The 24,820-nt window shown below is 69.0% G+C and carries 20 protein-coding genes, 2 tRNA genes and 2 pseudogenes; 6 read left to right on the forward strand and 18 right to left on the reverse strand.

The annotated features are described in order from the left end of the window. The first annotated feature begins 356 nt into the window (after positions 1 to 356). The 3 genes from ddaH to ACFWBB_RS29910 all read left to right on the forward strand — a co-directional run bounded on the left by ddaH (position 357) and on the right by ACFWBB_RS29910 (position 3,256). On the forward strand, positions 357 to 1,133 hold the full coding sequence (gene ddaH / locus ACFWBB_RS29900) for a dimethylargininase (RefSeq protein WP_385278518.1): 777 nt from the start codon (positions 357 to 359) through the stop codon (positions 1,131 to 1,133). Positions 1,134 to 1,351: 218 nt separating this feature from the next. Next, entirely contained in the window at positions 1,352 to 2,326 is a 975-nt protein-coding gene (locus ACFWBB_RS29905) for an acyl-ACP desaturase (protein WP_385278520.1), read from the forward strand. Between the two features lie 84 nt (positions 2,327 to 2,410). Further along, positions 2,411 to 3,256 (forward strand): hypothetical protein, encoded by an 846-nt coding sequence (locus ACFWBB_RS29910; protein ID WP_385278522.1) that lies wholly within the window; start codon positions 2,411 to 2,413, stop codon positions 3,254 to 3,256. Between the two features lie 19 nt (positions 3,257 to 3,275). On the opposite strand, the gene ACFWBB_RS29915 is transcribed toward ACFWBB_RS29910, so the two are convergent. The 4 genes from ACFWBB_RS29915 to ACFWBB_RS29930 all read right to left on the reverse strand — a co-directional run bounded on the left by ACFWBB_RS29915 (position 3,276) and on the right by ACFWBB_RS29930 (position 5,447). Beyond that, positions 3,276 to 3,351 (reverse strand) — tRNA-Trp (locus tag ACFWBB_RS29915). A 174-nt stretch (positions 3,352 to 3,525) separates the two neighbouring features. After that, positions 3,526 to 4,890 carry an SDR family NAD(P)-dependent oxidoreductase gene (locus tag ACFWBB_RS29920; RefSeq protein WP_385278524.1) on the reverse strand — a complete coding sequence of 455 codons (1,365 nt, stop codon included), beginning with the start codon at positions 4,888 to 4,890 and terminating at the stop codon, positions 3,526 to 3,528. Between the two features lie 43 nt (positions 4,891 to 4,933). Continuing rightward, positions 4,934 to 5,005 (reverse strand) — tRNA-Glu (locus tag ACFWBB_RS29925). A gap of 196 nt (positions 5,006 to 5,201) precedes the next feature. Beyond that, on the reverse strand, positions 5,202 to 5,447 hold the full coding sequence (locus tag ACFWBB_RS29930) for a WhiB family transcriptional regulator (RefSeq protein WP_385278526.1): 246 nt from the start codon (positions 5,445 to 5,447) through the stop codon (positions 5,202 to 5,204). A gap of 211 nt (positions 5,448 to 5,658) precedes the next feature. Here ACFWBB_RS29930 and ACFWBB_RS29935 point away from each other — a divergent pair, with 211 nt between their 5' ends. Further along, positions 5,659 to 6,450, forward strand: a complete 792-nt coding sequence (locus ACFWBB_RS29935; protein WP_385278528.1) for a VOC family protein — start codon at positions 5,659 to 5,661, stop codon at positions 6,448 to 6,450. A gap of 355 nt (positions 6,451 to 6,805) precedes the next feature. Here ACFWBB_RS29935 and ACFWBB_RS29940 read toward each other — a convergent pair whose 3' ends face one another. From ACFWBB_RS29940 to ACFWBB_RS29950, 3 genes are all read right to left on the reverse strand, one after another. Continuing rightward, the gene (locus ACFWBB_RS29940; RefSeq protein WP_385278530.1) at positions 6,806 to 7,831 is read right to left on the reverse strand and encodes a LacI family DNA-binding transcriptional regulator; all 1,026 of its coding nucleotides are present in this window, start codon (positions 7,829 to 7,831) and stop codon (positions 6,806 to 6,808) included. Between the two features lie 525 nt (positions 7,832 to 8,356). Continuing rightward, positions 8,357 to 9,394 carry a non-homologous end-joining DNA ligase gene (ligD, locus tag ACFWBB_RS29945; RefSeq protein WP_385278532.1) on the reverse strand — a complete coding sequence of 346 codons (1,038 nt, stop codon included), beginning with the start codon at positions 9,392 to 9,394 and terminating at the stop codon, positions 8,357 to 8,359. A 261-nt stretch (positions 9,395 to 9,655) separates the two neighbouring features. After that, positions 9,656 to 10,069 carry a winged helix-turn-helix transcriptional regulator gene (locus ACFWBB_RS29950; RefSeq protein WP_385278534.1) on the reverse strand — a complete coding sequence of 138 codons (414 nt, stop codon included), beginning with the start codon at positions 10,067 to 10,069 and terminating at the stop codon, positions 9,656 to 9,658. Between the two features lie 85 nt (positions 10,070 to 10,154). Here ACFWBB_RS29950 and ACFWBB_RS29955 point away from each other — a divergent pair, with 85 nt between their 5' ends. Both ACFWBB_RS29955 and ACFWBB_RS29960 read left to right on the forward strand, forming a co-directional pair. Next, a complete protein-coding gene (locus tag ACFWBB_RS29955) occupies positions 10,155 to 10,967 on the forward strand; it encodes an NAD(P)H-binding protein (protein ID WP_385278536.1) in 813 nt (270 codons plus the stop codon). A 477-nt stretch (positions 10,968 to 11,444) separates the two neighbouring features. Beyond that, positions 11,445 to 11,681 (forward strand): annotated as a pseudogene (locus ACFWBB_RS29960) (transposase); the annotation flags it as partial. 2 nt (positions 11,682 to 11,683) lie between these two features. Here ACFWBB_RS29960 and ACFWBB_RS29965 read toward each other — a convergent pair. From ACFWBB_RS29965 to ACFWBB_RS30015, 11 genes and pseudogenes are all read right to left on the reverse strand, one after another. Continuing rightward, positions 11,684 to 12,034 (reverse strand): annotated as a pseudogene (locus ACFWBB_RS29965) (helix-turn-helix domain-containing protein); the annotation flags it as partial. Between the two features lie 138 nt (positions 12,035 to 12,172). Beyond that, a complete protein-coding gene (locus tag ACFWBB_RS29970; protein WP_385278538.1) occupies positions 12,173 to 12,871 on the reverse strand; it encodes an SDR family oxidoreductase in 699 nt (232 codons plus the stop codon). A 1,338-nt stretch (positions 12,872 to 14,209) separates the two neighbouring features. Next, positions 14,210 to 15,286 (reverse strand): alpha-hydroxy acid oxidase, encoded by a 1,077-nt coding sequence (locus tag ACFWBB_RS29975; RefSeq protein ID WP_385278540.1) that lies wholly within the window; start codon positions 15,284 to 15,286, stop codon positions 14,210 to 14,212. A gap of 140 nt (positions 15,287 to 15,426) precedes the next feature. Then, complete coding sequence (locus tag ACFWBB_RS29980) at positions 15,427 to 16,725, reverse strand: PLP-dependent aminotransferase family protein (RefSeq protein WP_385278542.1); 1,299 nt, start codon at positions 16,723 to 16,725, stop codon at positions 15,427 to 15,429. A gap of 39 nt (positions 16,726 to 16,764) precedes the next feature. Further along, on the reverse strand, positions 16,765 to 17,676 hold the full coding sequence (locus ACFWBB_RS29985; RefSeq protein ID WP_385278544.1) for a prephenate dehydrogenase: 912 nt from the start codon (positions 17,674 to 17,676) through the stop codon (positions 16,765 to 16,767). After that, on the reverse strand, positions 17,676 to 18,593 hold the full coding sequence (locus tag ACFWBB_RS29990) for a phytanoyl-CoA dioxygenase family protein (protein ID WP_385278546.1): 918 nt from the start codon (positions 18,591 to 18,593) through the stop codon (positions 17,676 to 17,678). The genes ACFWBB_RS29985 and ACFWBB_RS29990 overlap by 1 nt, the downstream gene beginning before the upstream one ends. 52 nt (positions 18,594 to 18,645) lie before the next feature. Beyond that, positions 18,646 to 19,731 (reverse strand): 4-hydroxyphenylpyruvate dioxygenase, encoded by a 1,086-nt coding sequence (gene hppD / locus ACFWBB_RS29995; protein WP_385278547.1) that lies wholly within the window; start codon positions 19,729 to 19,731, stop codon positions 18,646 to 18,648. A gap of 85 nt (positions 19,732 to 19,816) precedes the next feature. Continuing rightward, entirely contained in the window at positions 19,817 to 20,323 is a 507-nt protein-coding gene (locus ACFWBB_RS30000) for a flavin reductase family protein (RefSeq protein ID WP_385278549.1), read from the reverse strand. 193 nt (positions 20,324 to 20,516) lie between these two features. Next, positions 20,517 to 21,761, reverse strand: coding sequence for an acetyl-CoA carboxylase biotin carboxylase subunit family protein (locus ACFWBB_RS30005; RefSeq protein WP_385278551.1), 1,245 nt, complete (start codon positions 21,759 to 21,761; stop codon positions 20,517 to 20,519). A 267-nt stretch (positions 21,762 to 22,028) separates the two neighbouring features. Continuing rightward, positions 22,029 to 23,087: an LLM class flavin-dependent oxidoreductase gene (locus ACFWBB_RS30010; RefSeq protein WP_385278553.1), complete on the reverse strand. Its 1,059-nt coding sequence runs from the start codon at positions 23,085 to 23,087 to the stop codon at positions 22,029 to 22,031. 20 nt (positions 23,088 to 23,107) lie between these two features. Beyond that, positions 23,108 to 24,352 carry an ATP-grasp domain-containing protein gene (locus tag ACFWBB_RS30015; RefSeq protein ID WP_385278555.1) on the reverse strand — a complete coding sequence of 415 codons (1,245 nt, stop codon included), beginning with the start codon at positions 24,350 to 24,352 and terminating at the stop codon, positions 23,108 to 23,110. Positions 24,353 to 24,820: the final 468 nt, after the last annotated feature.

Genomic DNA, 24,820 nt, shown 5'->3' on the forward strand with positions numbered 1-24,820 from the left:
CGGGGCGCGGGGCGCGGGGCGCGGGAACGCGGGGCGCGGGGCGCGGGGCGCGGGAACGCGGGGCGCGGGGCGCGGGAACGCGGGGCGCGGGAACGCGGGAACGCGGGGCGCGGGAACGCGGGGCGCGGGAACGCGGGGCGTGAGCCAGGTGTCGTCGCGACCGTCGCGACCCCGGCGATCGTCCTGGGCACCGCGCTCGGGACGGGCGCCGCCGCGTCGCGTCCCGTCGTCGTACGGTCTCAGGAGGAGCACATTGTTACCGCGGGGTTTTGTCCTGGTGGTCCCGCCCTGCATGATGGCTGACCGGCGCCGCGTCCGAGGCGCCGGTCTGTGCCACCCGATTCGGAGACCTGGACGTGCCCAGCAAGAAGGCCCTCATCCGCCGCCCCAGCCCGCGCCTCGCCGAAGGCCTGGTGACGCACGTCGAGCGGGAGAAGGTCGACGTGAAGCTCGCCCTGGAGCAGTGGGAGGCGTACGCCGAGGCCCTGCGCACGCACGGCTGGGAGACCGTCGAGGTCGACCCGGCCGACGACTGCCCGGACTCCGTGTTCGTCGAGGACACGGTGGTGATGTACAAGAACGTCGCCCTGATCGCGCGCCCCGGCGCCGAGTCCCGGCGCGACGAGACCCTCGGGGTCGAGGAGGCCGTGGCACGCCTGGGCTGCTCGGTGAACTGGATCTGGGAGCCGGGCACGCTGGACGGCGGTGACGTGCTCAAGGTCGGCGACACGATCTACGTCGGCCGGGGCGGGCGGACCAACGCGGCCGGCGTGCAGCAGGTGCGCGCCGCCTTCGAACCACTGGGGGCGCGGGTCGTGGCCGTACCGGTGAGCAAGGTGCTGCATCTGAAGTCGGCGGTCACGGCGCTGCCCGACGGAACGGTTATCGGCCACATCCCCAAGGTGGACCGGCCGTCGCTGTTCCCGCGCTTCCTGTCGGTGCCCGAGGAGGCGGGCGCGCACGTGGTGCTCCTCGGCGGCCCGCACGTGCTCATCTCCGCCGCCGCGCCGAAGACGGCGGACCTGCTCGCCGACCTCGGTCACGAGCCCGTCGTGGTTTGCATCGACGAGTTCGAGAAACTCGAGGGATGTGTGACGTGCCTCTCGGTGCGGCTGCGTGAGCTGTACGCCTGAACCGGGCCATCGAAGCACCGTTCAAGCCCCGGGACCTGGGGTTCCCGGGACTGTTGAACGTGCCCCGAATCGTCCGGCGCAACAGTGCTGATCAGCGATCTTTACGCGACCCTTAACCTACGGTTTCGTAACCTACGGTTTCGTAGCCTACGATCCCGTAAGTTCCGGCTTAGCTCGCCGGAGTGTTCCACTCCGCTTCACGTCCCCCTGGAGTTCTCGTGACGATCACCTCCCCTCACCTCGGTAGCCCCGCCGTCTGGACCGACGCCAAGCTGCTGCATGCGCTGGAGGAAGTGGTCGAGACAGAACTCAACCGGCACCTGAAGGTGACCAAGGACTGGATGCCCCACGAGTACGTGCCGTGGAGCGACGGACGCAACTTCCCCGGCTTCTTCGAGGACGGCGAGGCCTGGGAGAAGGGGCAGTCCAAGGTCACCGAGATCGGCCGGATCGCGCTGGTCGTGAACCTGCTCACCGAGGACAACCTGCCCAGCTACCACCACGAGATCGCCTCGCTCTTCGGCCGGGACGGCGCCTGGGGCACCTGGGTGCACCGCTGGACGGCCGAGGAGGGCCGGCACGGCATCGTGATGCGCGACTACCTGCTCGCCTCACGCGCGGTGGACCCGGACAAGCTGGAGCAGTTCCGCATGTCCCACATGAGCGAGGGCTTCGAGTCCGACAACCGGCACTCGATGCTGCACTCGGTCGCCTATGTCGCCTTCCAGGAGCTGGCGACCCGCGTCTCGCACCGCAACACCGGCCACCAGTCCGGGGACCCGGTCTGCGACCGCATGCTGGCGCGCATCGCGACCGACGAGAACCTGCACATGGTCTTCTACCGCAACCTCCTGAAGGCCGCGTTCGAGCTGGCCCCCGACCTGACCATGCAGGCCGTGCGCGACGTCCTCGTCAACTTCCGTATGCCCGGGCACGGTATGCCCGGCTTCGAGCGGTTCGCCGCGCAGATGGCGATCGGCGAGGTGTACAACCTGCGGATCCACCACGACGACGTCATCCAGCCCGTGCTGCGCTTCCTGAAGGTCATGGAGATCGACGGTCTCGGCCCCGAGGGACAGAAGGCGCAGGAGGAGATCGGCCTGTACATGGGCGGCCTCGACTCCGAGGCGTCCAAGTTCGACGAGAAGCTGGCGACGCGCAAGGCGCGGATGGCCGCCCGCGCCGCGGGCTGACCGTACGACCGACCCCGCCGACGGCTCGCACCGGGAACCTGTTTCCCGGTGCGGGCCGTTCGCGCTCTGCGGCATCATGCCGCCATGCGTTACATCGACACGGACCGGCACGCGGTGGGCTTCCTGCGCGGTCTGGCCGACGAGGACACCGCCGGGCGGATCCGGACCCGGATCCGCCTGTCCCGGCGGGAGCGGCCGGGGGCGAGCCGCGCCCGGATCGAGCGGATCGGGAACGGGAAGCCCCTGCCGGCCTCGGTGGTGCTGTGGGTCCTGGAGCAGGACGACCCCGAGCTCAACGCCCTCGTGTGGCGCTTCGTCGGCCCCGACCCCGCCCTGCGCCGGGCCCTCGCCCGCGGGGTGCCGTTCGGCCCCGGCCGCACGAAGCCACTGCCGGTGCGCCCCGTCCACCAGGAGCAGGAACCCGGCATTCCCGAGAGCTACGTCCGGCACGGCCTCGTCGGCGCCCTGCGCGAGGCGGACTCCATGCCCTCCGCCCGCGCGGCCGGGTCCATGGTGCTGACCCGGGGTGACTGGGAGACGGTCGGCGCGGCCCACGACGAACTTCCACTGCCCGGGTACACGCGCTGGGTGCTGTCGGTGCGCCCGGACTGTCCGCCCGCGCTGCGCGCCCGGTTCGGCTCGCACCCCAAGTTCACGCACCGGCTGCGGCAGGCGGGCGTACTCGACGGCCCGGCCCGGTACGCGACGACCCACGCCCCCGCCTCCCAGGTTCTGGACATGCTGTCCGTGGGCCATGTCCTGTTCCCGGCCCGCGTCCGCGAGGCCGAGGACGCCCTGCGCCCACTCGTGCGCAGGCACCTGGCCGGTCGCGAGGAGGCCTGGGCGATGCTGGCGATGCTGGCGAGGCTCATCGGCACGTTCCACGGGACGGTGCCGGAACTCGTGGTGACGGCGGGCACCACCGTCTGAGGCACCGGGCGTCCGAGGGGGCGGGGTGGCTGGATTCGAACCAGCGTGATCCGGTTTTGGAGACCGGTGCGACTGCCTCTGCGCTACGACCCCGCCCTTGCCCCGGAGCGTAGCGCCTTGGCCGATGTCAGTGTGGCCTGCTACCGATGAGGCACTGGGGGACGCGCGGCGAAAAAGGGTCCAGGGGTGAGCTCGACGAGGGGCCGCGCCACGATGTGGGCACTCCGGCGAATCCGGCCGGGGCCCCGGCCCCGCCGCGTGCTCCTCGCTCACCACTGCGCCTCCCGGTAGTCCTTGAGGAACACTCCCGACACCGGGTGGCCGGCCTCGCCACGCACGATCGGGTCGTACACGCGTGCCGCGCCGTCCACGATGTCCAGCGGGGTACGAAAACCCGCGCCCGCCATCCGGGCCTTCTTCGGCGCCGGGTTCTCGTCGGTGATCCAGCCGGTGTCGACGGCACACATGTGCACCCCCTGCTCGGCGAGCGCGGCCGCGCTGGTGCGGGTGAGCATGTTGAGGGCGGCCTTGGCCATGTTGGTGTGCGGGTGCCCGGGCATCTTGTTGCGCACCGCGAACCGGCCCTCGACGGCCGTCACGTTGATCACGTACCGGCGCGGATGCGGGGAGGCCAGCAGCAGCGGCAGCAGCCGGTCGCACAGCAGCGCGGGCGCGAGGGCGTTGACGAGCTGGGTCTCCAGGACCTCGGCCGGGTCGAGCGCGCCGAGCCGGGCGGACCAGGAGTTCTCCGGGGAGGGATCGGGCAGAAGCCCGGCCTCGTCGGCCTCACGCAGGGCGGCGGGCAGCGCCGAGACGGAGCCGCCGAGCCCCTCCAGCATCCGCATCGGGGTGAACCCGGGCGCCCGGCGCGCCCCCTCGGGCAGCGCGTCGTACTCGCCGGCGGCCAGCAGGGCGTACGCCTGGGGCGGGCGCCGCACGGTCTGCGCCGCGTTGTTGACCAGGATGTCGAGCGGTACGCCCTCCCGGCGCAGTTCCTCGCACAGGCCCAGCACCTGGCGCGGGTCGCGCAGATCCACGGCGACGACGGTGAGCCGGTCCAGCCATGCGGAGCTGCCCGGCTCGGCGCGGAAGCGGCGGACGGTGTCGTGCGGGAAACGGGAGGTGACGATGGTCTCCGCGCCGTCCCGCAGCATCATCAGCGCCAGCTGGAAGCCGATCTTCACCCGGCCGCCGGTGAGCAGGACCCGGCGCCCGCCGAGGTTGGTGCTCAGGGCGCGGCGGGTGGTGTTGTCGGCGGCACAGCCGGGGCAGAGCCGGTGGTAGAAGGTGTCGACTTCCCGATAGGGCGACTTGCAGACGTAGCAGGTGCGTGGCCGGTGGAAGCGGCCTCCGGGTCCCGCATCCACCAGGGGCGCGTCCTCACGCCGGTCCAGGGCCCCGGTCGCGGTCGCCGACATCGCCGCCGCGTCGGCGGCCGCCACTTCGGCGCCCCGCTCCTTGCGCCGCCGCAACCGTCCGTCGCGCGCGAAGGACGCGGCGACCTGCTCGGCCCGCAGCCGTACGGGATCGTCGACGGGCAGAGCGCGCAGCCTGCCCACGACGTCGTGGAAGGCGGCCAGTTCCTCCTCGGTGACCGACGAGCCGAACGCCTCCCCCGGGGTGTCCCCGCTCATCCGCCCCCGCCCGCCCCGTGCCCGCCCCGTGTTCGCCGTACCGTGGTCCCGACCGGATTCGAACCGGCGTAACCACCCTGAGAAGGTGGCGAGTCTGCCTCTGCTCTACGGGACCGCGCACGCATCCGGACGACCGGATTCGAGCCGCCCAACGCGCCCCCGGATCCTAACCGCACCCCCGCGGCGCGGTCACTCGGTTTTGGGGTCGCGCTTCCGCACAGGTCGGCGCTAGCGCATTGGTCGGCGCGACCGCATTGGTCGGCGCTACCGCATTGGTCGGCGCTACCGCATTGGTCGGCGCGACCGCACGGTCAGCGTGCCGGGCGCCGGAGGTTCAGGCGCTCCTTCTCGGACAGGCCGCCCCAGACGCCGAAGCGTTCGTCGTTGGCCAGGGCGTACTCGAGGCACGCGGGCCGCATCTCGCACATGCCGCAGATGCGCTTGGCCTCCCGCACCGAACTGCCGGGCTCGGGGAAGAAGAAGTCCGCCCCGGTCTGTGCGCACAGCGCCTCCCGCTGCCAGCCGAGGTCGGGTGTCGGAATCGTGTCGGTGTACATGGCCAGGATCGTGCCCGGCGGCGAAAAACGTTCGATCAACGCCGGATATACGCGGTGCCGCAGGGCCCCCGGCCGCCCGATGATGCACCTGTCGAGCACCATGACGCACGGCGGCGCGCGGCACTGCTCGACGGTGTTCCGGCAGCGGTTGTCAGTGGGCGGTGCGAGACTCGGCAGTGCAGAGGTCGGGACCCCTTCGAGGAGGGCAAGGATGCTCACCACCCGTTTCGTCGACGGCGCTCCCAACTGGATCGACGTCGGCACATCCGACATCGACGGCGCCACCAGCTTCTACGGTGCTCTCTTCGGCTGGCGGTTCGAGTCGGCGGGACCCGATGCCGGCGGCTACGGCTTCTTCCAGCTGGACGGGAAGACCGTGGCGGGCGGCATGCAGACCACGCCGGGGCAGGGCCCGCCGTCGTGGACGGTCTACTTCCGGACATCGGACGCGCAGGCCACGGCCAAGGCCGCCGAACAGACGCACGGCAGGGTGCTCCTCGCGCCGATGGACGTGATGGGCAAGGGCACGATGGCGGTCCTCGCCGATCAGGCGGGCGCGCCGTTCGGCCTCTGGCAGCCGGGTCGGACCAAGGGCGTGGACCTGGCGAACGAACCCGGCTCACTGTGCTGGGTCGAGCTGTACACGCCGGACGTCGCCGCGGCGGCCGCCTTCTACAACGCGACGCTGGGCCTCGAGACCTCGGCCGCCCCCTTCCCGGGCGGCACCTACACCTGCGTCAACCCGGCCGGTGCCGGGGAGGAGGCGATGTTCGGCGGGATCGTATCGCCGGCCGACGATCCCACGGAGGCCGAGTCCGGCGCGTACTGGCTTCCCTACTTCGAGGCCACCGACGTGGACGTGGTCGTGGCCAGGGCAGAGGAGCTGGGCGGCAGAGTGCGGATGCCCGCCACGGACGTCGAGGGCGTCGGCCGCATCGCCAGGCTCGCCGACCCCTCCGGGGCACGCTTCGCGGTGATCAGGAGCGCGGCGCAGGACACGTAGGAGCTCGCCGTCGACGCGGTCCACATGAGTGACCCGGCCGCGTCCTTCGTCCCGCTCGTCCGTCCTGCCGTCCTGCCGTCGTGCCGTCGTGCCGTCGATGGGATGCCGGGCGGTGTCCGGATGACCGACGGGGCGGGCGTACTCCGGCAGTGTGTCCGCCGCGAGGACTGGCAGCCCGCGTCGGCGAAGGTGCCCGCACCGGCACGACCGCCTGCCTTCGGGGTCGTCGACCACCACGGCGTTCCCGGGCGCGCCCGTCTCGGCGGTGCGGAAGCGCAGCCGGTCACTCGTGGAGCAGAAGCGATCGACCGACGGCACGGCTGGACCACCAGAACGGCCGGACCACCAGAACGGCCTAGGCCGAAGCGCGGCGCACCAGGGTGGTCGGCAGGACCACACCGCCCGACTCCTCGTCGGCCACATGCCGGTCGAGGCGGCGCAGCAGGAGGCGGGCCATGATCCGGCCCATCTCCTCGATGTCCTGACGGACCGTCGTCAGCGGCGGGTCGCTCTGTTCGGCGACGGGGAGCATGTCGTCGAAGCCGACCACGGCGACGTCCTCGGGCACGCGCCGCCCGTGTTCGCGCAGGACGCGCAGGGCGCCCGAGGCGGCGAGGTCGTTGGCGGCGAACACGGCGTCCAGGTCGGGGCAGCGGTCGAGGAGTTCCCGCATGGCCCGCTCCGCGCCGCCGGGCGTGAAGTCGCTCTCGACGACGAGCCGCGGATCGGTGTCGCCCATGACCTCCCGGTATCCGTCGAGCCGGTCCGCCGCGGAGGTCTGGTCGAGGGGTCCGGTGATGTGCGCGATGCGGGTACGGCCGAGCCCGGCCAGCAGGCGTACGGCCTCACGGGCGCCGCCGCGGTTGTCGCTGTCGACGTAGACCACGTCCCGCGTGCCGTCGCTCCAGCCGGGACGGCCGCCGAACACGGTGGGGACACCGGCGCCCTGGATCAGACCGGGGAGCGGGTCGTCGAGGTGCAACGAGAAGACCAGGGCTCCGTCGACATGCCCGCCGGCGAGGTAGCGGGCGACGCGGGCATGGTCGTCGCGGCCCTCGGTGAGCAGCAGCACCAACTGGTTGTCGTGGGCGGTGAGCTCCTTGCTGATACCGCGGAGCTGAAGCGCGAAGAAGGGGTCGGCGAAGACCCGGGTCTCCGGTTCGGCGATGACCACGGCGACCGCGTCGTGCCGCTTCGTCACCAGGCTGCGCGCCGCCTGGTTGGGAACGTAGCCGAGTTCCTCCACGGCCCGCCGGACCCGCTCGACGAGCGGCTCCCGGACCCCGTCCCCGCCGTTGACGACCCGCGACACGGTCGCGCGGGAGACCCCGGCCCGTGCGGCCACGGCCTCCAGCGTGGGACGCGACGCTGTCTCGGTCACTTCGGAGCTCCTCCTGGCCGGCTGCGGCTCAGGATAGCTCCGCGGGACGGCCGGGATGAGAGCGCTCTCCGACTGCCGTCCCTCAGTGCTCGTGAGCGCCGCCGACCCCGCCCGTCTCAGGAGACTCGCGCGCCTCGTGCGCCTCGTGCGGCTCGTGCGGTCCGTGCAGCTCGTGCGCCTCGTTCGACTCGTGCGCCTCGTGCGGCTCGTGCGGCTCGTGCGGCTCGTGCGGTCCGTGCGCCTCGTGCGGTCGTGCGCCTCGTGCGGTCCGTGCGGTCCGTGCGGTCGTGCGCCTCGTGCGGTCCGTGCGGTCCGTGCGGTCCGTGCGGTCCGTGCGGCTCGTAGCCGGGGATCGTACCGTCGGGATTCTTCACCAGGCCAGGAGTTCTCCCCGCCGTGCGCGGACGACCCGGGCACGGACGGCCGTCGTTCGCCTCCGGCTACATCGGGCTGCCGGTGCACAGCACGACGGACGTCGTCACGTACCGGGACATCCGGATCAAGGAACTCTGAGAGGAGCGGTCCCTAGGACGCCCCGGGCCCGCCCGGGGCGTCCTCGTGCCGTGCCCGGCTCGGCTGCACCCGCTTCGGCTCTCCGGGCATCTTCGGGTACTCCGGCGGATACGGCAGGTCGCCCAGGCCGTGGTCGTGTTCGTCGCGGCGGGCGAGTTCGAGAAGGGCGTCCAGGGAGAACGCGTGGTCGTCCATGTCGGCGTGCACATCGCCGAGTTCGGCGTAGCGGACCGGCATCGTCGCGAGGTCGAAGTCGCGCGGACGGGCGTCGGCGACCTCCTCCCAGCGCAGCGGTGCCGAGACGGGAGCGTGCGGGCGGGGCCGTACGGAGTAGGCGGAGGCGATGGTGCGGTCACGGGCCGTCTGGTTGTAGTCGACGAAGATGCGCTCGCCCCGCTCCTCCTTCCACCACTTGGTCGTCACCCGCTCCGGCAGCCGCCGTTCCATCTCCCGGCCGACGGCGATGGCGGCGCGCCTGACCTGGGTGAAGGTCCAGCGGGGTTCGATCGGCACGAAGACGTGCAGGCCGCGCCCGCCGGAGGTCTTGGGCCAGCCGCGCAGACCACCGAACTCGTCGAGGACCGCGCGTAGTTCGTGGGCGGCGAAGACCGCGTCGTCGTAGTCGGTGCCGGGCTGCGGGTCGAGGTCGAGGCGCAGTTCGTCGGGGCGGTCGACGTCGGTGCGGCGCACGGGCCACGGATGGAAGGTGAGGGTGCCGTACTGGGCGGCCCACAGGACGGCCGCCTCCTCCGTCGGGCACATCTCGTCGGCGCTGCGCCCGCTCGGGAAGGTGATGTGCGCGGTCGGGATCCAGTCGGGCATGTTCTTCGGCGCCCGCTTCTGGAAGAAGGACTCGCCTCCCACGCCGTCCGGGTAGCGCTCCAGGGTGGTGGGGCGGTCGCGCAGGGCGCGCAGGATGCCGGGGGCGACCGCCTGGTAGTAGCGGGCGAGGTCCAGCTTGGTGAAGCCGCGCTCCGGGAAGAAGACCTTGTCCGGGCTGGACAGGCGTACCTTCCGGCCGGCCACTTCCAGTTCCACCGCATCGCCCATGCGAGCCACGGTAGACACACCTCCGGCAGCTCGCATCAGCTCACACGGGTGCGCCGCTACGGCTCCCAGGGCGGCGCGACGGCGGCCGCGTGGCCTTGCGCACACCGGGCGGCTCTCGCGATCCTCGCGCAGAATCGGAGCATGGATCTGCGGCGAATCCCATAAGAGCAGGTCAGACGCCACTATGCCCCGCACAAGTTCGTTGAGGGGGTTGATCAGGCTGTCCCCGTCATAGTCGGCAAGGTGCTGGAGCCCGCTTGTTCACCGGATTCCGGAGTCGGGATATTCGGCATCCCATTCTTGGCGTGCTTGCGCGATGGCGTCGCGGTGTTCCGCCGACCAGTCCGTGAGTGCCTTGACCAGATAGGTGAGGCTGTGGCCCATCGCCGTGAGCTCGTACTCGACCTGCGGGGGCCCCATGGGGTGCACGGTCCGGGTGACCAGGCCGTCGCGTTCCAACCGGCGCACGGTGAGCGTCAGCATCCGCTGTGAGATACCGGGTATGGCGCGCTGTAGCTGTCGGAAACGGCGTACACCCTGGGCCAGTTCGACGACGACCAGGACCGACCATTTGTCGCCGATCCGGTCGAGTACATCGCGGATTCCGCAGTCCTCGTGCTCGTCGCCGCAGCTGACGACGGGTTCGGTGGTTACCCCGGTGTGCCCCACTGACATGGAAGTGCCTCCTTACGCTCCCTGCCGCAAAACCGCAGGATGATCCCGGTTACCGAAGAGAACCTACCGGAACGGGAAGACCCTGATGATCCTGGTTACTGGCGCCACCGGTGCCCTGGGCACGCTGATCGCCGAGCGGCTGGCCGACCGCGACGACACCGTCCTTGGAACGCGCGAACCTCAGCGGCTCAAGGCTCCGCTGCCGGTCCGCCACATCGACTTCGACGAGCCCGGCACCCTCGCCGGGGGCTTCGAGGCTGTGGATGTACTGCTGCTGATCTCCGCGGGCTACGGCGAGGATGACACCGTCATAGCCCGGCACGGTGCAGCCATGGACGCCGCAGAGAAGGCCGGTGTGAGGCATATCGTCTATACGAGCCTGACCGCCGACGGCGATCACCTTCCCTACGCGCTGCCGCACCGTTGGACCGAGCGTCGGCTCCAGGCGAGCACCATGGACTGGACGATCCTGCGCAATGGCCTGTACGCGGAGTTGCTGGGTGGCCTCGCGGCGCCGTCGGCCGACGGGCGGATTACCGCCCCGCTCGACGAGGGCCAACTGGCCGCCGTTGCAAAGGCGGATCTGGCCGATGCCGCGGCACGTGTGACGGTGGAGGCGCCCGCTCATGCGGGGCGCATCTATGAACTCGTCGGCGAGCAGGCCATCAGCGGCGCCGACCTGGCCCGCGCTCACGGCCCACAGGCCACCTACGAGCCGGAGACCCTCGCCCAGGCCCGCGCGCGTATCGCCGCGTCCGGCGCCGAGCCGTTCCAGGTGTCGATGCTGGTGGGCACCTACTCCGCCATCGCGGCCGGGTTCATGTCCCGCACCGGCGGTGATCTGCGTCAACTGCTGGGCCGCGCACCCCACTCCGCGCTCGCAGCAGCCCTCGCATAGCCCACACAGCAACCAATCCGCGCCGCCAGGAAACAGCCATGCCCCGCGCAACCAAGAGGGTTCCGACGGCGGTTGTGGTGGGCCTTGCCGAGCCGGTGTGTGCGCCTGCGGCGGCTGACAGCGTCCGTGACCGGCACAGACCGTCACCATCGCCACCTGACGACCCCGAACACCCGCATACCAGGCACCACATGGGACGTTCACGAGTTCCCTTGACCAGGCACAACAGAGCTACTTGATGTTGAGGTTCCCGCAGGGCGCAAGATCACTCCCCGGGTGCATGCACACGCAATCATTTCCGGGATGCGCTTATGCCCCTGAGGTACCGTCGAGCAACTGCCATGCCGCTCCTCTGGCCTCTCGCTTTCACGAGGTGGGCTGTCCGACTGGTGACCGAGAAAGCAGAAAGTGCCTCCGACCAGCGAGAACGAGGATTGCTGAGGTCCTTGTCCCGCCACCGTCGGAGGCACTTTCCAGGTGAAGAAGCGTATCGGGTCCTACCCGCGTGTCCGCGTCGAGGGCGGCGGTCGCGGAGTGGTTTCGCCGGCCGGTGCGGTGCTGCTGGTCGAGACGGTCCGCAAGACCGGCCTGGATGCGGCGATATCGGCGGCACTCGCCCCGCGGCGCAAGCAGCGGGCCGTCCACGACCCGGGGAAGATCCTCCTGGACGTAGCCCTCGCGATCGCGCTGGGCGGGGACTGCCTGGCCGAACTGTGCTCGGCCATCGATTTCCTGGACCAGTGAGTGGCGTTCTTCGGCAGCTGTTCCAGCGTGGCGACCACCACTGCTTCGACCTGATCGACGCTGATGGTGGGCGGCCGGCCCGGCCGGGATGCGTCGGCCAGCCCGTCCAGCCGCTCGGAATGGAAGCGCCGCCGCCACCTGCGGACTGTGTCCGCACTCACCCGCAGATCCCTGGCGACCGCGACGATCGGCGGCACCTCCGGCCCCGCGCACCCCAGCACAATCCGCCCGCAGGGCCAGCGCCTGCGCAGACGTCGACCGGCGCCGATGACTGTGCCCTGGCCGGCCCCCTGGTTGCCCCCGACTTTGGCTGGCAGCACCACCTGCTCGTGCTGCCCGCTCCGCCGTGTCCGGGTCCGCGTGTTCCACCGTCACCGACGGGATTCCGCGCCGAAGCCGCCTGACCACCCGATCCCGAAGCCTCCCGGGGCCCGTCGCCTGCGGTTGACCGCCGAACGAGGTCAGTTGACCTGGCCGACAGGACGCACGATGAGGTGGTTGATGTCCACGCCTCCAGGCTGATTGACGGCGAAGAGGATCGTCTCGGCGACCTGTTCGGCGGTCAGTGCCGGTGCTGCCTCGGGACAGCCGCCACGCTCGTCCCAGAACGGGGTGTCCACCACTCCCGGGGCAACGAGGGTGACGCCGACGCGGTCTTTGGCCACCAAGAGCCGGACGTTCTCGACCAGGGCGTGCGCGGCCCACTTAGTGACGGAGTACAGGTTGCCGGGCGTGTTCCTGGTCCCCGCGACCGAACCGACGATCACGATCCGGCCCTTGGACTCCCTGAGGTACGGGAGTGCCTCACGCACCAGCAGAGCCGGGCCGAGGACGTTGGTGAGAACCATGGCACGCATCGCCTGAGGGTCGTGGTCCTCCAGGGTGCCGGGCAGGGAGAACCCGGCGTTGGCGATCACCGTGTCCAACCGACCCCAGACGCCCGCGACATGACTCACAGCGGAGGCGACATGGTTCTCGTCACTGGCGTCGCCACTAATGGTCAGTAGCCGCTCCCCCGCTCCGGCTGAGGTAGCGAATGCGGCCAGCCGATCGGCATTGCGGCCGGTAATAGCCACGAAGTGACCTTGCTTGAGCAAGGCACGGGCAGCGGCCGCGCCGATTCCGCTCGAACCACCTGTGATCAACGTGACGGGTTCCATGGGGCGGCCTCCTCATTGATGGCGGCATCGACGACGTGTCAGGGCTCGAGGTGTTGATTGGCCGACCGACGTGTGATCCGTGAACCACGCCAAGTTGCCGCCGAGTCCCAGGACGCTGCGGCAGACGAAGCGGCGGTTGTGCGGTCGGCCGGAGGGCATCTCAGTCATGCCATCGACGATCAACTGCTGAAAGTCGACCCCGATGTTACTACTGTTACTACGCCACCGGGGTCCTGTGACCTGTGGTCTTGGCAGGGTGTGTAGTGCCGGTCACGGGCACTCCCGGGCTTCAACAACGAGACCTTCTAACCCAACTGGGAAGAAGGAAGGCTCTCTTGTCCCACCGGTGCTACCAGCCCACCCTGGGCAGCCGCACGGTGACCCGGCCGACGTGGGTGTCAACATGTGCGGTCAGAGCTAGCCAGGCGCCGGGGGCCCGGCGCGATCGCGGTCAGGACTCGGCTTCCACGAGGTCGAGCCATTCGAGCATCAGTGTGTCGAACAGGGACGGCTGCTCGATCTGCAGGTTGTGGCCGACGACGTCGAGCACCGCGAAAGCGGCCCGCGCCTAGTGTGCGAGCAGCACGAACTGGTCGAGGTAGCCGACGAACTCGTCCTGACGGCCGGTCAGGATCAAGGTCGGGCGCGCGAACGGCTCGTTGCCCTCCGGCTGCTCGCTCAGCGCCAGTTGCTCCGGATTCGAGCCAGCGCCTCGGTGCCGGCGGCATCGAGCCCCACGAGGGTCTCCTCGCGGAAGCGGCGCGCGGTCTCGGGGACTGCAGCACCGCGAGGTCCGCGAACCGCTCGGCGCTGCGCGGTTCGAGACCGGCGAGAAGGTCCGGATCGGGGCGCAGCACCGCATCCGGTGGGAGCCTGCGCTCGGTGCGCTCGGTGCGCTCGGTGCGCTCGAGCGCGGTGCCGATGGGGCAGATCAGGGCCGGCCCCAGCATCTGGTCGGCGCGACGGCGGGTCAGCGCCCGCGCGAGGTAGCCACCGAATGACTCGTCGACAAGCAGGAACCGCTCGGATCCGATCTCGGTCTGGAAGAGGCCGTCGACCGCCTGAAGCATGTCGTCGGAGCTGGACATGGAGGCGGGCGCGGGCGAGGCTCCCATGCCCGGCAGGTTGGGATAGAGCCCGGTGCTGTCGCTGCACGGCTGGATGCCCGACCACCGCCTGACGCTCGGGTGCCTCGAACCGGTCTTCACTCGGTCGGAGAGGCTGCTGTCGAGCTCTGGCGGTGTCCCTGTCAAGCCTGGGCGAATACCCCCGGTCGGTCGGCGTTCCGGTGCCGTCATCGACGCGTCAACGTAACAACTGTCCGTTCGGAGCTGTGAATCAGCCTCGGTAGGAGACTCCCGACCGTCCGAAATCGGCGACGGACGGCGCACCCGTCAAGGCCATGACTTCCTCGAACTCGTCAATAAGCAGTCGTAGGACGCCCGCGACTCCCTTGGCACCGGAATGCGACAGCCCCCACAGAACCGGACGTCCGATCATGACCGCGTCCGCGCCCATGCACAGGGCCTTGGCCACGTCTGCGCCGTGCCGGATCCCCCCGTCAAGGATGACCTGGCATCTCCCTCCCGCAGCGTCCACCACCTCGGTGAGGCACTCCGGAGCGCTCTTGGCGAAATCGAGCTGTCGGCCGCCGTGATTGGAGACGACCAGCCCCGAAACGCCGTTCTTGACTGCCAGTTCGGCGTCCTCGCCGGTCAGCACACCCTTCAGCACCACCGGCAGAGACGTCACTCCACGCAGCCAGGCAAGGTCCTCCCAGGTGATCGAGGCGTCGAACTGCTCCCTCGAGTGCCGTGCGACAGCCGATTGCCCGTTCAGGCTCCGGTGGGAAGCGGCCATGACCTCCGGAGAGATGTTGACCGCTCGCACATCAGGCGGTACCACGAACTGGTTGTGGGCATCGCGCGGGCGGAACGCGACTCTGGGTGCGTCGACGGTCAGCACCAGCGCCCGATAGCCGGCGGACTCGGCCCGGCGGATCAGATCCGTCATCGCCCCGCGGTCCTTGAGCCAGTAGAGCTGGAGCCACAAGGGGCCGCTGGCCGCGGCGGCGATGTCCTCAAGAGTCCGGCTGGCGAACATACTCACCGTGAACAGCACGCCCGCGGCGCCCGCGGCGCGCGCCGTTGCCACCTCGCCCTCAGGGTGGGCGAGCCGATGGTAGGCCATGGGAGCGATACCCAATGGAGCCGCCAACTCGGTACCCAGTAGGGCGGTTGAGGAGTCGCAGCGAGAGACGTCGACGAGGCAGCGCGGCCGCAACTGAATCCGGTCCAAGGCTTCCCGGCCCGCCGTCAGCATCGACTCGGTGCCGCTGCCGCCTGCGAGGAAGTCCCAGACCGGTTTCGGCAGCCGCTCCTTGGCCGCAGCCTCGTAAGCGTCCAGATTCGGCACCCTTGTATTCTCCATTCTCCGTGCGGTGGGCGGGTCGCTGGCGCGCATGTGCCGTTGGGCCTGGTACTACAGCCGGACTTCCGCGTTTCCGCAGGTCGGGTACGCCGCCAGAAGCCCGCATAACTGACGCACCATCAGTACTAACCGGCTGTGCCGGTTGTCTGCGCGGTGATGAAGTCGGCCAACCTCGCAACGCCCTCGGTGATCTCTCGCGGGCTCTGTGAGCTGCACGACAAACGCAACTGATGAGTGCCGCCGCCGTCCAGATGGAAGTCGCACATCGGGGTCCACAGCACCCCGAAGCACCGTGCGGAGAGCTCGAGAGCCCGGTGGTCGGCGACGAAAGGGACGTCGACGACGACGAAGAAGCCGCCGTCGGGACGGTTCCAGCGGACTCGGGCCTCAGCCCGGCGCGCCGCGGGGAAGTGCCGCTCCAACTCGTCGAGCAGCGTGTCCATGTTGGTGCGGTAGTGAGCGACAGCGTGAGAGTTCGCGGTGCGAAGCCGACAGTCGCTTTCGACCAGCAGCCCGCCGATGACGGCCTGACTGATGGCCGAGGTATTCACCGTGGTCATGCTCTTGATCTTCGACAGTTCGTCCGTGAGCATCGTGCGTCTGCCGTTTGGGCCCACGACCTCCTGGTCGGCGATGATGTAGCCCACACGGGCTCCAGGAAGCGCGGTCTTGGCAAAGGAGCCCAGGAGTATCACACGGCGGCTGTGGTCGAGGGCCTTCAGTGTCGGGCGGGCTGATCCGGTCCGGACGAAGAACCCGTAGGGGTCGTCCTCCAGGACAAGCAAGTCTTCGTCAGCGGCCAACTCGAGCAGACGCCTCCGCGCCGCCGGACTCATGCTCGCTCCCGAGGGGTTACCGAAATCCGGGACCACGTAGAAGGCCCGGGGGTTTTCGCCTGCCTGCCTGCTGGCGTGGACAGCCGCGAGCACGGCTTCCGGATCGGGTCCGGCGGGGCCTTCAGGCACGGGGCGCACTCGGATGCCCAAGAGCTGGGCCGCACCGGTAACGCCCACATAGCAAGGTGAACTGACCAGCAGAGTGTCTTCGGGCCTGGCGAAGAGCGCCCTCAGGGTGAGGAGCAACGCCTCCTGGCAACCCGTCGTCACCACGATCGCTTCCGGCGGGACCTGTATTCCCTCGTCGTTGGCGATCGTCCTGGCGATCAGTTCACGGATGATGCCGCTGGTACGGCCGTACTGGAACAACTGGGTCCGCACCTGATCACGTGACCAGCCGAGTTCCTTCTCGAGGTACGTGGTGTAGGTCTGTAGATGGCGTGCGAGGTCCTCGGGTTCGAAGCCGCCCTCGGTCGGCCGGCCCGGAGCGAAGGAAATCGCGTCCGGGAAGCGGCCGACGACCTCATTGAGGAAGGTCATCGCGTCGAGGACCGGGGCACTGAGCGAGCCGTGCAGGTCGGCGAGCAACAGGGCCCGATCTGGTGGCGCTCCAACTTGAGCCATCCCTCACACCCCTCCCGGTACGGTTGCATAAGTCCGGCTCGGGCCGGCTTCGTCCGTGCTGAACGCGGGGATCCGAGCCCTTCCCTGCACGCCGCGGAGCAGGACCGACGCGAGCCGATCCCTTGAGGCACTGCCTTGCTCCGGCTTCCGGGCGGTGCCCAGTGTGCGCAATGTGTCGACCATCAGCGCCACGTCGTGGGAGAACTCCGCAAGGACGTCGGCGACGGCCACGGCATTCGTGCCCAGAATGTCGGTCCACAGTTCAACGCAGCCTCCGGCGAGGCGGGTCACGTCACGGAGTCCCTGTCCTGCGAGCCCGAGCTGGGACTGCTCGCCATGCAGCAGACGCGCCGCGAGCAGGCTCGACACCAGATGCGGGGTGTGGGAGACCAGCGCGACCGCCTGGTCGTGCTCCGCTTGGGTCATCACGACCGGCCTGGCCCCGCACAGCTCAGCCAGGTTCCACGCGCGTTCGACCGTCTGCGCCCGGGTCTGCGGGGCCGGAGTGAGCACCCAGGGACGACCGTGGAACAGGTCAGCGCTCGCGGCCAGCGGACCCGACTGCTCCCGGCCACCCATGGGATGACCTCCGACGAAGCGGGTCAGGTCACAGCCGGTCCGGGCCGCCTCCTGCTGGACCTGCTCCTTGACGCTGGCCGCATCCGTGAAGTCATGTGCCAGCGCCCGATGCTGGTGTTCTCTGAGGGCCGCTGCAACGTACTGCGGTGGTACCGCGATGACCGCCAGGTCGACCGGTTCACGCGGACTGCCCGCGATGCCTGCCCCGAGCTCGGCGGCCGTGCGCGCCGCCTCCGGGTCGGTGTCGATCAGGTAGGTGGTCACGCCCCGGCCACGCAGGGCCAGGGCGATCGAGGTGCCGATCAACCCGGTACCGACCACCGCGGCACTACGCATCAGTGGTCGCTCCACAGCAGCGGGAGGTACTCGGGGTCGCTGTAGTCGGGAGTGCCCTCGGCCGTGCGGCGCACCAGCACGTCGTGGTTGTAGCCGACCTGGGTGCCGTCCGAGCGGAGGAACTCGCGGTAGTGGTTCTCGCCGTCCTGCAGGTGGAAGGAGATCGCGCGGCGCGGACGGTCGCTGACGTTGGCACCGCTGCCGTGGTAGGTGCGGCAGTGATGGAAGTTGACGTGCCCCTTGGGGATCGTGACCGGGATCTTGGTGACCTCCACGCCGTTGAACGCCGCGTTCTCCTCCAGCATCTGGTCCAGCTCGGAGCGGTCTCGCTCGGCGAAGTGCAGCGAGGTGGCGTCGTTGTCGGCGGTCTCCTTCCACAGGTGGCTGCCGTCGACCATGGTGATGGTGCCCATCTCCTCGCCGCAGTCGTGGAAGGGGATGAAGGCGGTCAGCATCCGCTCGGAGGTGGAGGTAGACCAGTAGTGGCGGTCGAAGTGCCAGGGCACGATGTTCGACTGCTCCTGCGCCGCCGGGGGCTTGTAGATGAGCGTCGACTGGAACACCCGGATCTGCTCGGCCTGGGCGAGGCGTGCGGCGACCGCGCCCAGCAGCGGCTTGCGCAGGATCCGGCCGATGGTGTCGTCCTCGTAGTGGATGTAGTCGTTGTGCCGCTGGACGTCACCCTTCTCCGGCTCCCAGTAGGCCAGCTTGGGCGGGCGGACCGGCAGGGTGCGGTCGCGATGGCCTGCGTAGAAGCGCTCGCTGGCGGCCTCCAGCTGCTCTATCTCCTCGTCGGTGAACAGCTTCTTCGACAGGTACCAGCCGTGTTCCGCGTAGAAGGCGACGTCCTCGTCGGTCGGCAGCAGCGCGCGCTCCTCGTCGGTGAGGGCGAAGGTCTGGATGGCCTCGGTGGTCATGCTCTTCCTTACAGATCGGTAGTTCGGTGGATGGACGGCGCCCTGAGCCGGGTCAGGAGACGACCTTCTCGCGGGCGACCGCCTCGTAGAGCGCCTTGATGTTGCCGCTGCCGAAGGTGCGGGCGCCGTGCCGGTCGATGACCTCCCAGAAGTACGTCTTCCGCACGTGCTGGGACTGGGTGAAGATCTGGAACACCTGGCCCCAGTGGTCCTCGTCGATGAGGACGTTGGTCCGGCGCAGGTCCTCGATCGCGAGCGCGGAGCGCTCGAAGCGCTCCTGCAGCTGGTCGTAGTAGGAGCCCGGCGTCTGCAGGAAGGTGACGCCCCGCTGCTCCAGGGTCTGCACGGTGCCCACGATGTCGTCGCAGAGCAGCGCCACGTGCTGGACGCCGGCGCCGCCGTGGCGGGCGAGGAAGGTGTCGATCTGGCCGGGCTGGCGGTCGGTGACCGGCTCGATCAGGGTGAAGGTGACCTTGCCGGACGGGCTCTGGACGACCTTGGAGTCCATCGCCTGGGAACCGACCTCGATGAACTCCTCGAAGATCTGCGAGAAGCCGAAGACGTGCTCGTAGAACGCGACCGTGGGGCGCAGTTGGCCCGCGGGCAGGCAGATCGCCGCGTGGTCCACGGTGCTGAGCAGCTCCTCGCCCGCCTCGGGGTCCGCGGCGATGATGTCCATCACCCCGGGCAGGAACTGCTTGCGGTCGCCGGTGCGCTGGACGAACCGGTGGGCCACGTCACCGAAGCCCAGGACCGCGGCGGTGACCACCTCGGTGCCGTCCTTGCTGTGGACGGTGGGCTGTTCGACGGCGACGGCGCCCCGCTCGACTGCCAGCTCGAAGGCACGGGTGGCGTCGTCGACCTCGAACGCGATGTTGGCGACGCCGTCACCGTGCTGCATCACGTAGGAAGCGGCTGGGTGGGTGGGGTTAAGGGCGGAGGTGAGGACGACCTCGATGCCGCCCTGGCGCAGCAGCAGCGAGCGGTGGTCGGCCTGTCCGGTCTCGGGGCCGACTTGGCCGCAGATACGGAAGCCGAAAGCGGTGCAGAGGTAGAACGCGGACTGCTGGGCATCTCCGACGTAGAACTCGATGTGGTCTACGGCCCCGATATTCATGTAGAACCCTTCTGCTTCCATCGCCGACAGGAGGAAGTCGAGATGTCGATATGTTTTCGGGAAGGGACTGCCTGTCGAATCAGGAGAATCGGGTGCGAACGTCGCACTAGGCAGTGGAAAACTCGTTCAGCGGCGACCAGACACCGTAGTCGCCCCGACGGTGGAGAAGTGGCTCGCGGTGGAAGGTCTCAGCGCCTTCCACCCGGCCTACGAAAAGCCAATGGTCACTCACCTCGATCGCATTCTCAACCCTGCATTCCGCAATGCCGAGTGCGATTTCGGTGAGCAGCGGAGCGCCTCCGGCAACGGCCGAGGGGCGCCATTCGACATGTGCGAACTTGTCCGTGGCCTTGCCAGCGAACACCTGCGAGGCGTCACGCGCGGACGAGGAGAGGAAGTTCACCGCGAACGCCTGCGACGAAACAATCGCCGGCAACGTGCGGGACCCCTTGCCGACGGAGACCAGCAGCGTCGACGTCGCCGCCGACACCGAACAGACGGCGTTGCTGGTGAAGCCGTGCGGCTCACCCGCTCCGTCCATTGCCGTGACGATGGCGATCGGAGTCGGGAACGAGCCAAAGAGTTCGCTGAAGCGTACAGAACCGACGTCCATCAAGTTCCCCCGCGGAGCAGCTCGTGAATTTTTTCTGGTGGGCCGAAGCAACCGACGGCCCCTGATGGTGTGGTGCGGCCCCCACCGCTTTTCGGCAGCGGTCGGTCCGCGACCGTGCCCGCAAGCGTCTCCTCCCGGGCGGCAATCGTCGCTTCCGCTGTGCTCGGCCGGGCGGGGCCCGGTCCGGGATTCCTCACTGCGGCACCGGAGCGGTTTCGATCCGGAAATCGGCGACGATCTTCCGGATGTCCTCCGCCACGGCCAACTCGTCGCCGGTGAGGATGAACCGCCCGCTGTGCACCGCGTCGTAGCTGCCGCCGGGCTGCATCACCTCGCCGGGGGTCGGTACCAACTCCCGCCAGATCGTGGCGAAGTGGTCCCGCATGGAGGTCACCGAGACGACCTCGGCCGGCAGTCCGGCGGGCTTCGGGATGATCAGCCAGCCGCCGGACGGGTCGCCCGTCTGCGGCGGGACCGTCGCCCCGCCCTCACACAGGGCGTCCAGCCAGAGCTCGAAGAGGTTGACCCCGAAGAGCTTGTCCGTGAGGTACGGCACCTCGGCCCCGCCGATCCGGCCCGCGATCTCCAGGAACACCAGGTCCCCCTCGGCCGTGACGAAGAGCTCGAGGTGGAACGGCATGGAGCTCATGCCCAGACCCGACACGCACTGCCGGGCGAACTCGTGCACACGGTCGCGCAGCGGGGAGTCCTGGAGGACGACCGAGCCGAGCGGCTGCCGGCCGGCCTCGAAGGCGAGGCAGTCGCCGATGTAGCGGGACACCGCCATGAACGGGATCTGTGAGTCCTCGCCGACAAACCCATCCACGTGGTAGATCGGCCCGTCGATGAACTCCTCGAGTTCGTAGTCCCCGGTGTCGATCTGATCCAGCAGCGTCGTGAGCGTGGCCTCGTCCTCGATGCGGTGCACCCCCCTGCTCCCCGCGCCGGACAGCGGCTTGAGTATCAGTGGGAACCCGAGCACCCGCGCGAAGTCCACTGCGGATTCGGCGTTGTCGCAGGAAGCGAACCGAGGCACGCGGACACCAGCCTTCGCCACGGCTTCTTTCATCCGCAGCTTGTTCCGGTAGAGCGCCACGTCCTCGGGTCGCGGACCGGGGATGTCGAGTGCCGCGCGAACTTCGGCCGCGATACCGAGCGTGGCCTCCGACACGGCGACGAGCCGGTCGACCGGGCCGACGTGGTCGGTGGTCTTCTGAACCGCTCCGCGAACTGCCTCGAAGTCGTTGAGGTCTTCGACCTCGACCAGGTCGGCGATCTGCTCGGGATCGGCAAGGACTCCGGTGGCGCCGACCGCGTCGACCACGTAACTGACCTGGTGCCGCTCATGGTCGATGAGCTCCTCGAAGCGGCCCATCGAGAAGTCCCAGCGCGGCCCCTCCTGGAACCTCGGCCACCGGTTGATGACGACAATGTGCATGATTACTCCTCCGTAGCTGTTCACGTATGCGATCGCCAGCTTTGGCGCAGGTCAGACGCGCAATTCAGTCGGGTGGGGTACGTGAACAGCCACGCTGCTCCGTCACTGCGGCGCCGGCCTTGATCGGCACCGTCCGCGGGGTGAACTCGATCGCTTCTTTCGGTTCGTCACACGTATTCGTGGCGAGCACCGCAGGGCTTCGTTTCGCGAGATTGCACGGCTGCCTGGCTACGGTCCGGGCAGCGCGCAGGTGGTCGCCCTGCTTGCTCAGGACGCCTCTGCCTCAAGACGTCGGATCAAGGGAGCCACATGAGTGAAGAAGTTCCTCATCTCGTCCCGGGTCGGCCACCCCGAGAAGATGAATTCACTGATACCCGCGGCCTTGTAGCTGTAGATGTACTGGGCCACCTCTTCATAGCTCCCGACGATGCACAGGGCCGGACCCCCGCGGTAGGCCACGGCACCCGTCCAGATGTAGGGCGAGAGCCATTCGTCGACCGCGGAGTTCGCCAACTTGTAGGAGGACGTCACCGCCTCGGAGTCGGTGGTGCTGAGCGCCTGGCGGACCCACTCCTTGTGGTCCTCGTTCGGATTGCGCACGAGCTCGGCAAGCTCCGCCACGGCTTCCTCGCGGGTGGGACGGGCCAGCACGTGCATGCGGGTACCCACGCGGCACCCGCCCTCGACGAGCGGCCGGCTGGCCTGTGCCAGCGCCTCAGGGGTGTCTCCGTAGCGCAGCCAGCAGTCCCCCAAGGCCAGCGCGGTCTGCTGCGCCACGGCCGACGCCCCGCTGAGGTAGATCCGCGGCCGCACTCCCCCGCTGTATCCGAGGCCGAGCTCCGCGTCCTTGAGCATGTAGTGCTGCCCGTCGTAGCTCAGCGGTGACTCGCCCTCCCAGAGACCCCGGAGGATTTCCAGGAACTCGTTGCAGCGCGCGTACCTCTCGTCATGGTTGAGGAAATCGCCGTATCCGGCCTGCTCCGCCGGAGAGGTTCCGGACACGATGTTGAGGGCGATGCGCCCGTCCGTCATCCAGGAGAGAGTATTGACGACCTGCGCGAAGAGCGGCGGCGCCATCAGGCCTGGCCGATAGGCGAGCATGAACCTGACACGATCAGTGACCTGCGAAAGCGCCCCGATCACCGGGATCGGATCGGGAAGTCGCTTGGAGATCCCGAACAACAGGCTGTCGACGCCGAGTTCATCGGCCTCCTGGACGAAGTCCCTGACTTCCCCCATGTCGAGCTTGCCCATATTGTAAGGATCCGTGGGCTTCGCCTGTCCCGTGTCGGGCGGCGAGCACCAGTGGAGGCGCAGGGGGTTCATGTTCGATCCTTCCTTCTGTGTCAGGTGCTGACCACGCGTACGCGGTCACCGATCTCGGACCAGCGCTCGAGCGCCTCTTCCGGGGAGTCCGCGGTGAAGACGACGGCCGCGATCCGACAGCTGTAGTCCGTCTCATCGGTCTTGATGCTGGCGCCCGGTTCGATGAGGACGTGGCCCCCCACCACCCACGGCTCAGACGTCAGCTCGTCCCAGCCTTCGAGCCGCGCGTACGAACCTGCGCCGCCCGCGGTCAGGAAACGAATTCCGGTCGCCTTGGCGACCGGCTCGCCATGCGCCGCCGCGCTCTGGGGATCCGCGCCTGTGATGTCCGCGAGGACCTTTCCGGGCAGCCTGAGGCCGGTGACCATCTCCATGAGTTCGGTGATCTTGCCGCCGGGCAGGCGCGCGGCCACCTCGATAAGTACGGGGCGCCCCTCACTGAGGCGCAGTTCGCAGTGGAAAGGCCCCGTCGTGATCCCCACCGCCCTGACGACATCCGCGGCGTACGACGCGAGTTCGTGGCGGACAGCCTCGTCGAGCGGCGCGGGCGTGAGATGCCCCAGCTCCAGGAACCGAGGCTCGGGACCGAGCAGCTTCCGCGTCACCGCCACAACGGTGACTTCGCCGCTGCTGACGTAGCCGTCGGCGCTGTACTCCGTTCCAGCCACGTACTGTTCGACCATCACGTCGGCGGTCAGCGGCCGGTCGAACTCGAGTCCCTCCTCGGCGTGGATCGCAGACACCGCCAGGCGTGCTTCTTCGAAAGAGTCGACGCGCGACACGTGAACGCTCCCGCCGGAATCGACCGGCTTGATGACTGCGGGGAAGCCCACGGAAGCACATGCTGCATCGAGTTCCGCCAGCTCACGGATCACAGTGAACCTCGGTACGTGCAGGCCGGCCGCAGCCACCGCCTCGAGCATCCTCGCCTTGTGCCGGACCTGGTCCACGGCCGTGCCGGCCAGACCGGGCAGCCCCAGCCGGGCGGACAGCCGGGCGGCTGCAGGCACGTAGTACTCGCCGCCGGCGACAACAGCATGAATGGCGTTCCGCTGGTGGGATTGGACGACGGCAGCCTCCAGGACATCCCCGGAGTTGGTATCCGTCATGATCATCTCTGTCGCGGCAGATCGCACGGACTCGGCGACTCTTCGGCCTTCGGCCTCATAGGAGGCCACCACGACGTCCCAATTGAGAGAACGGGCATGAGTGATATAGGCGTTCGCGGAGAACGCGGGTTGCACCACCAGGACGCGATAAGGCATAGGGTTTCCTCGAGTTCTAGCTCTGAGCTCGGCCATGGTTCACGTGACGAGAAGTCAGACCTCAGCGCATTGAGGATTACCGCCGTCCACAGCCACCATTGACGGAGAACTGAAAGTAGACCGGCACGCGCACTCCGAGAAGTCCCCCGAAGTCGATGGGCAACAATCCACTCGGCGGAGCGGCGGCTTCTCGCGCTCCGGCGCATCGGGCAGCGGGAACCCGCCGCGCTCTCCGCGCGGTCAGGGTGCGGAGAGCGTCACACTATTCCAGCCGACATCGTCGGCCAGTACCACACTTGCACCGACCGCAGACGCCGGAGTGACGGACGGCGAGAACGAGCCGCACCCAATAGCTGTCGCCACTGCCACACCAGCGATGCTGCCGACGAACGCGACACGTACGGTGCGCTTCATACGAGTCAAGATTACACGAACATGCATGATGCATTTATCCATTCACCGCAACCC

The organism is Streptomyces sp. NPDC060000 (assembly GCF_042737375.1).
Classification (GTDB): Bacteria; Actinomycetota; Actinomycetes; order Streptomycetales; family Streptomycetaceae; genus Streptomyces.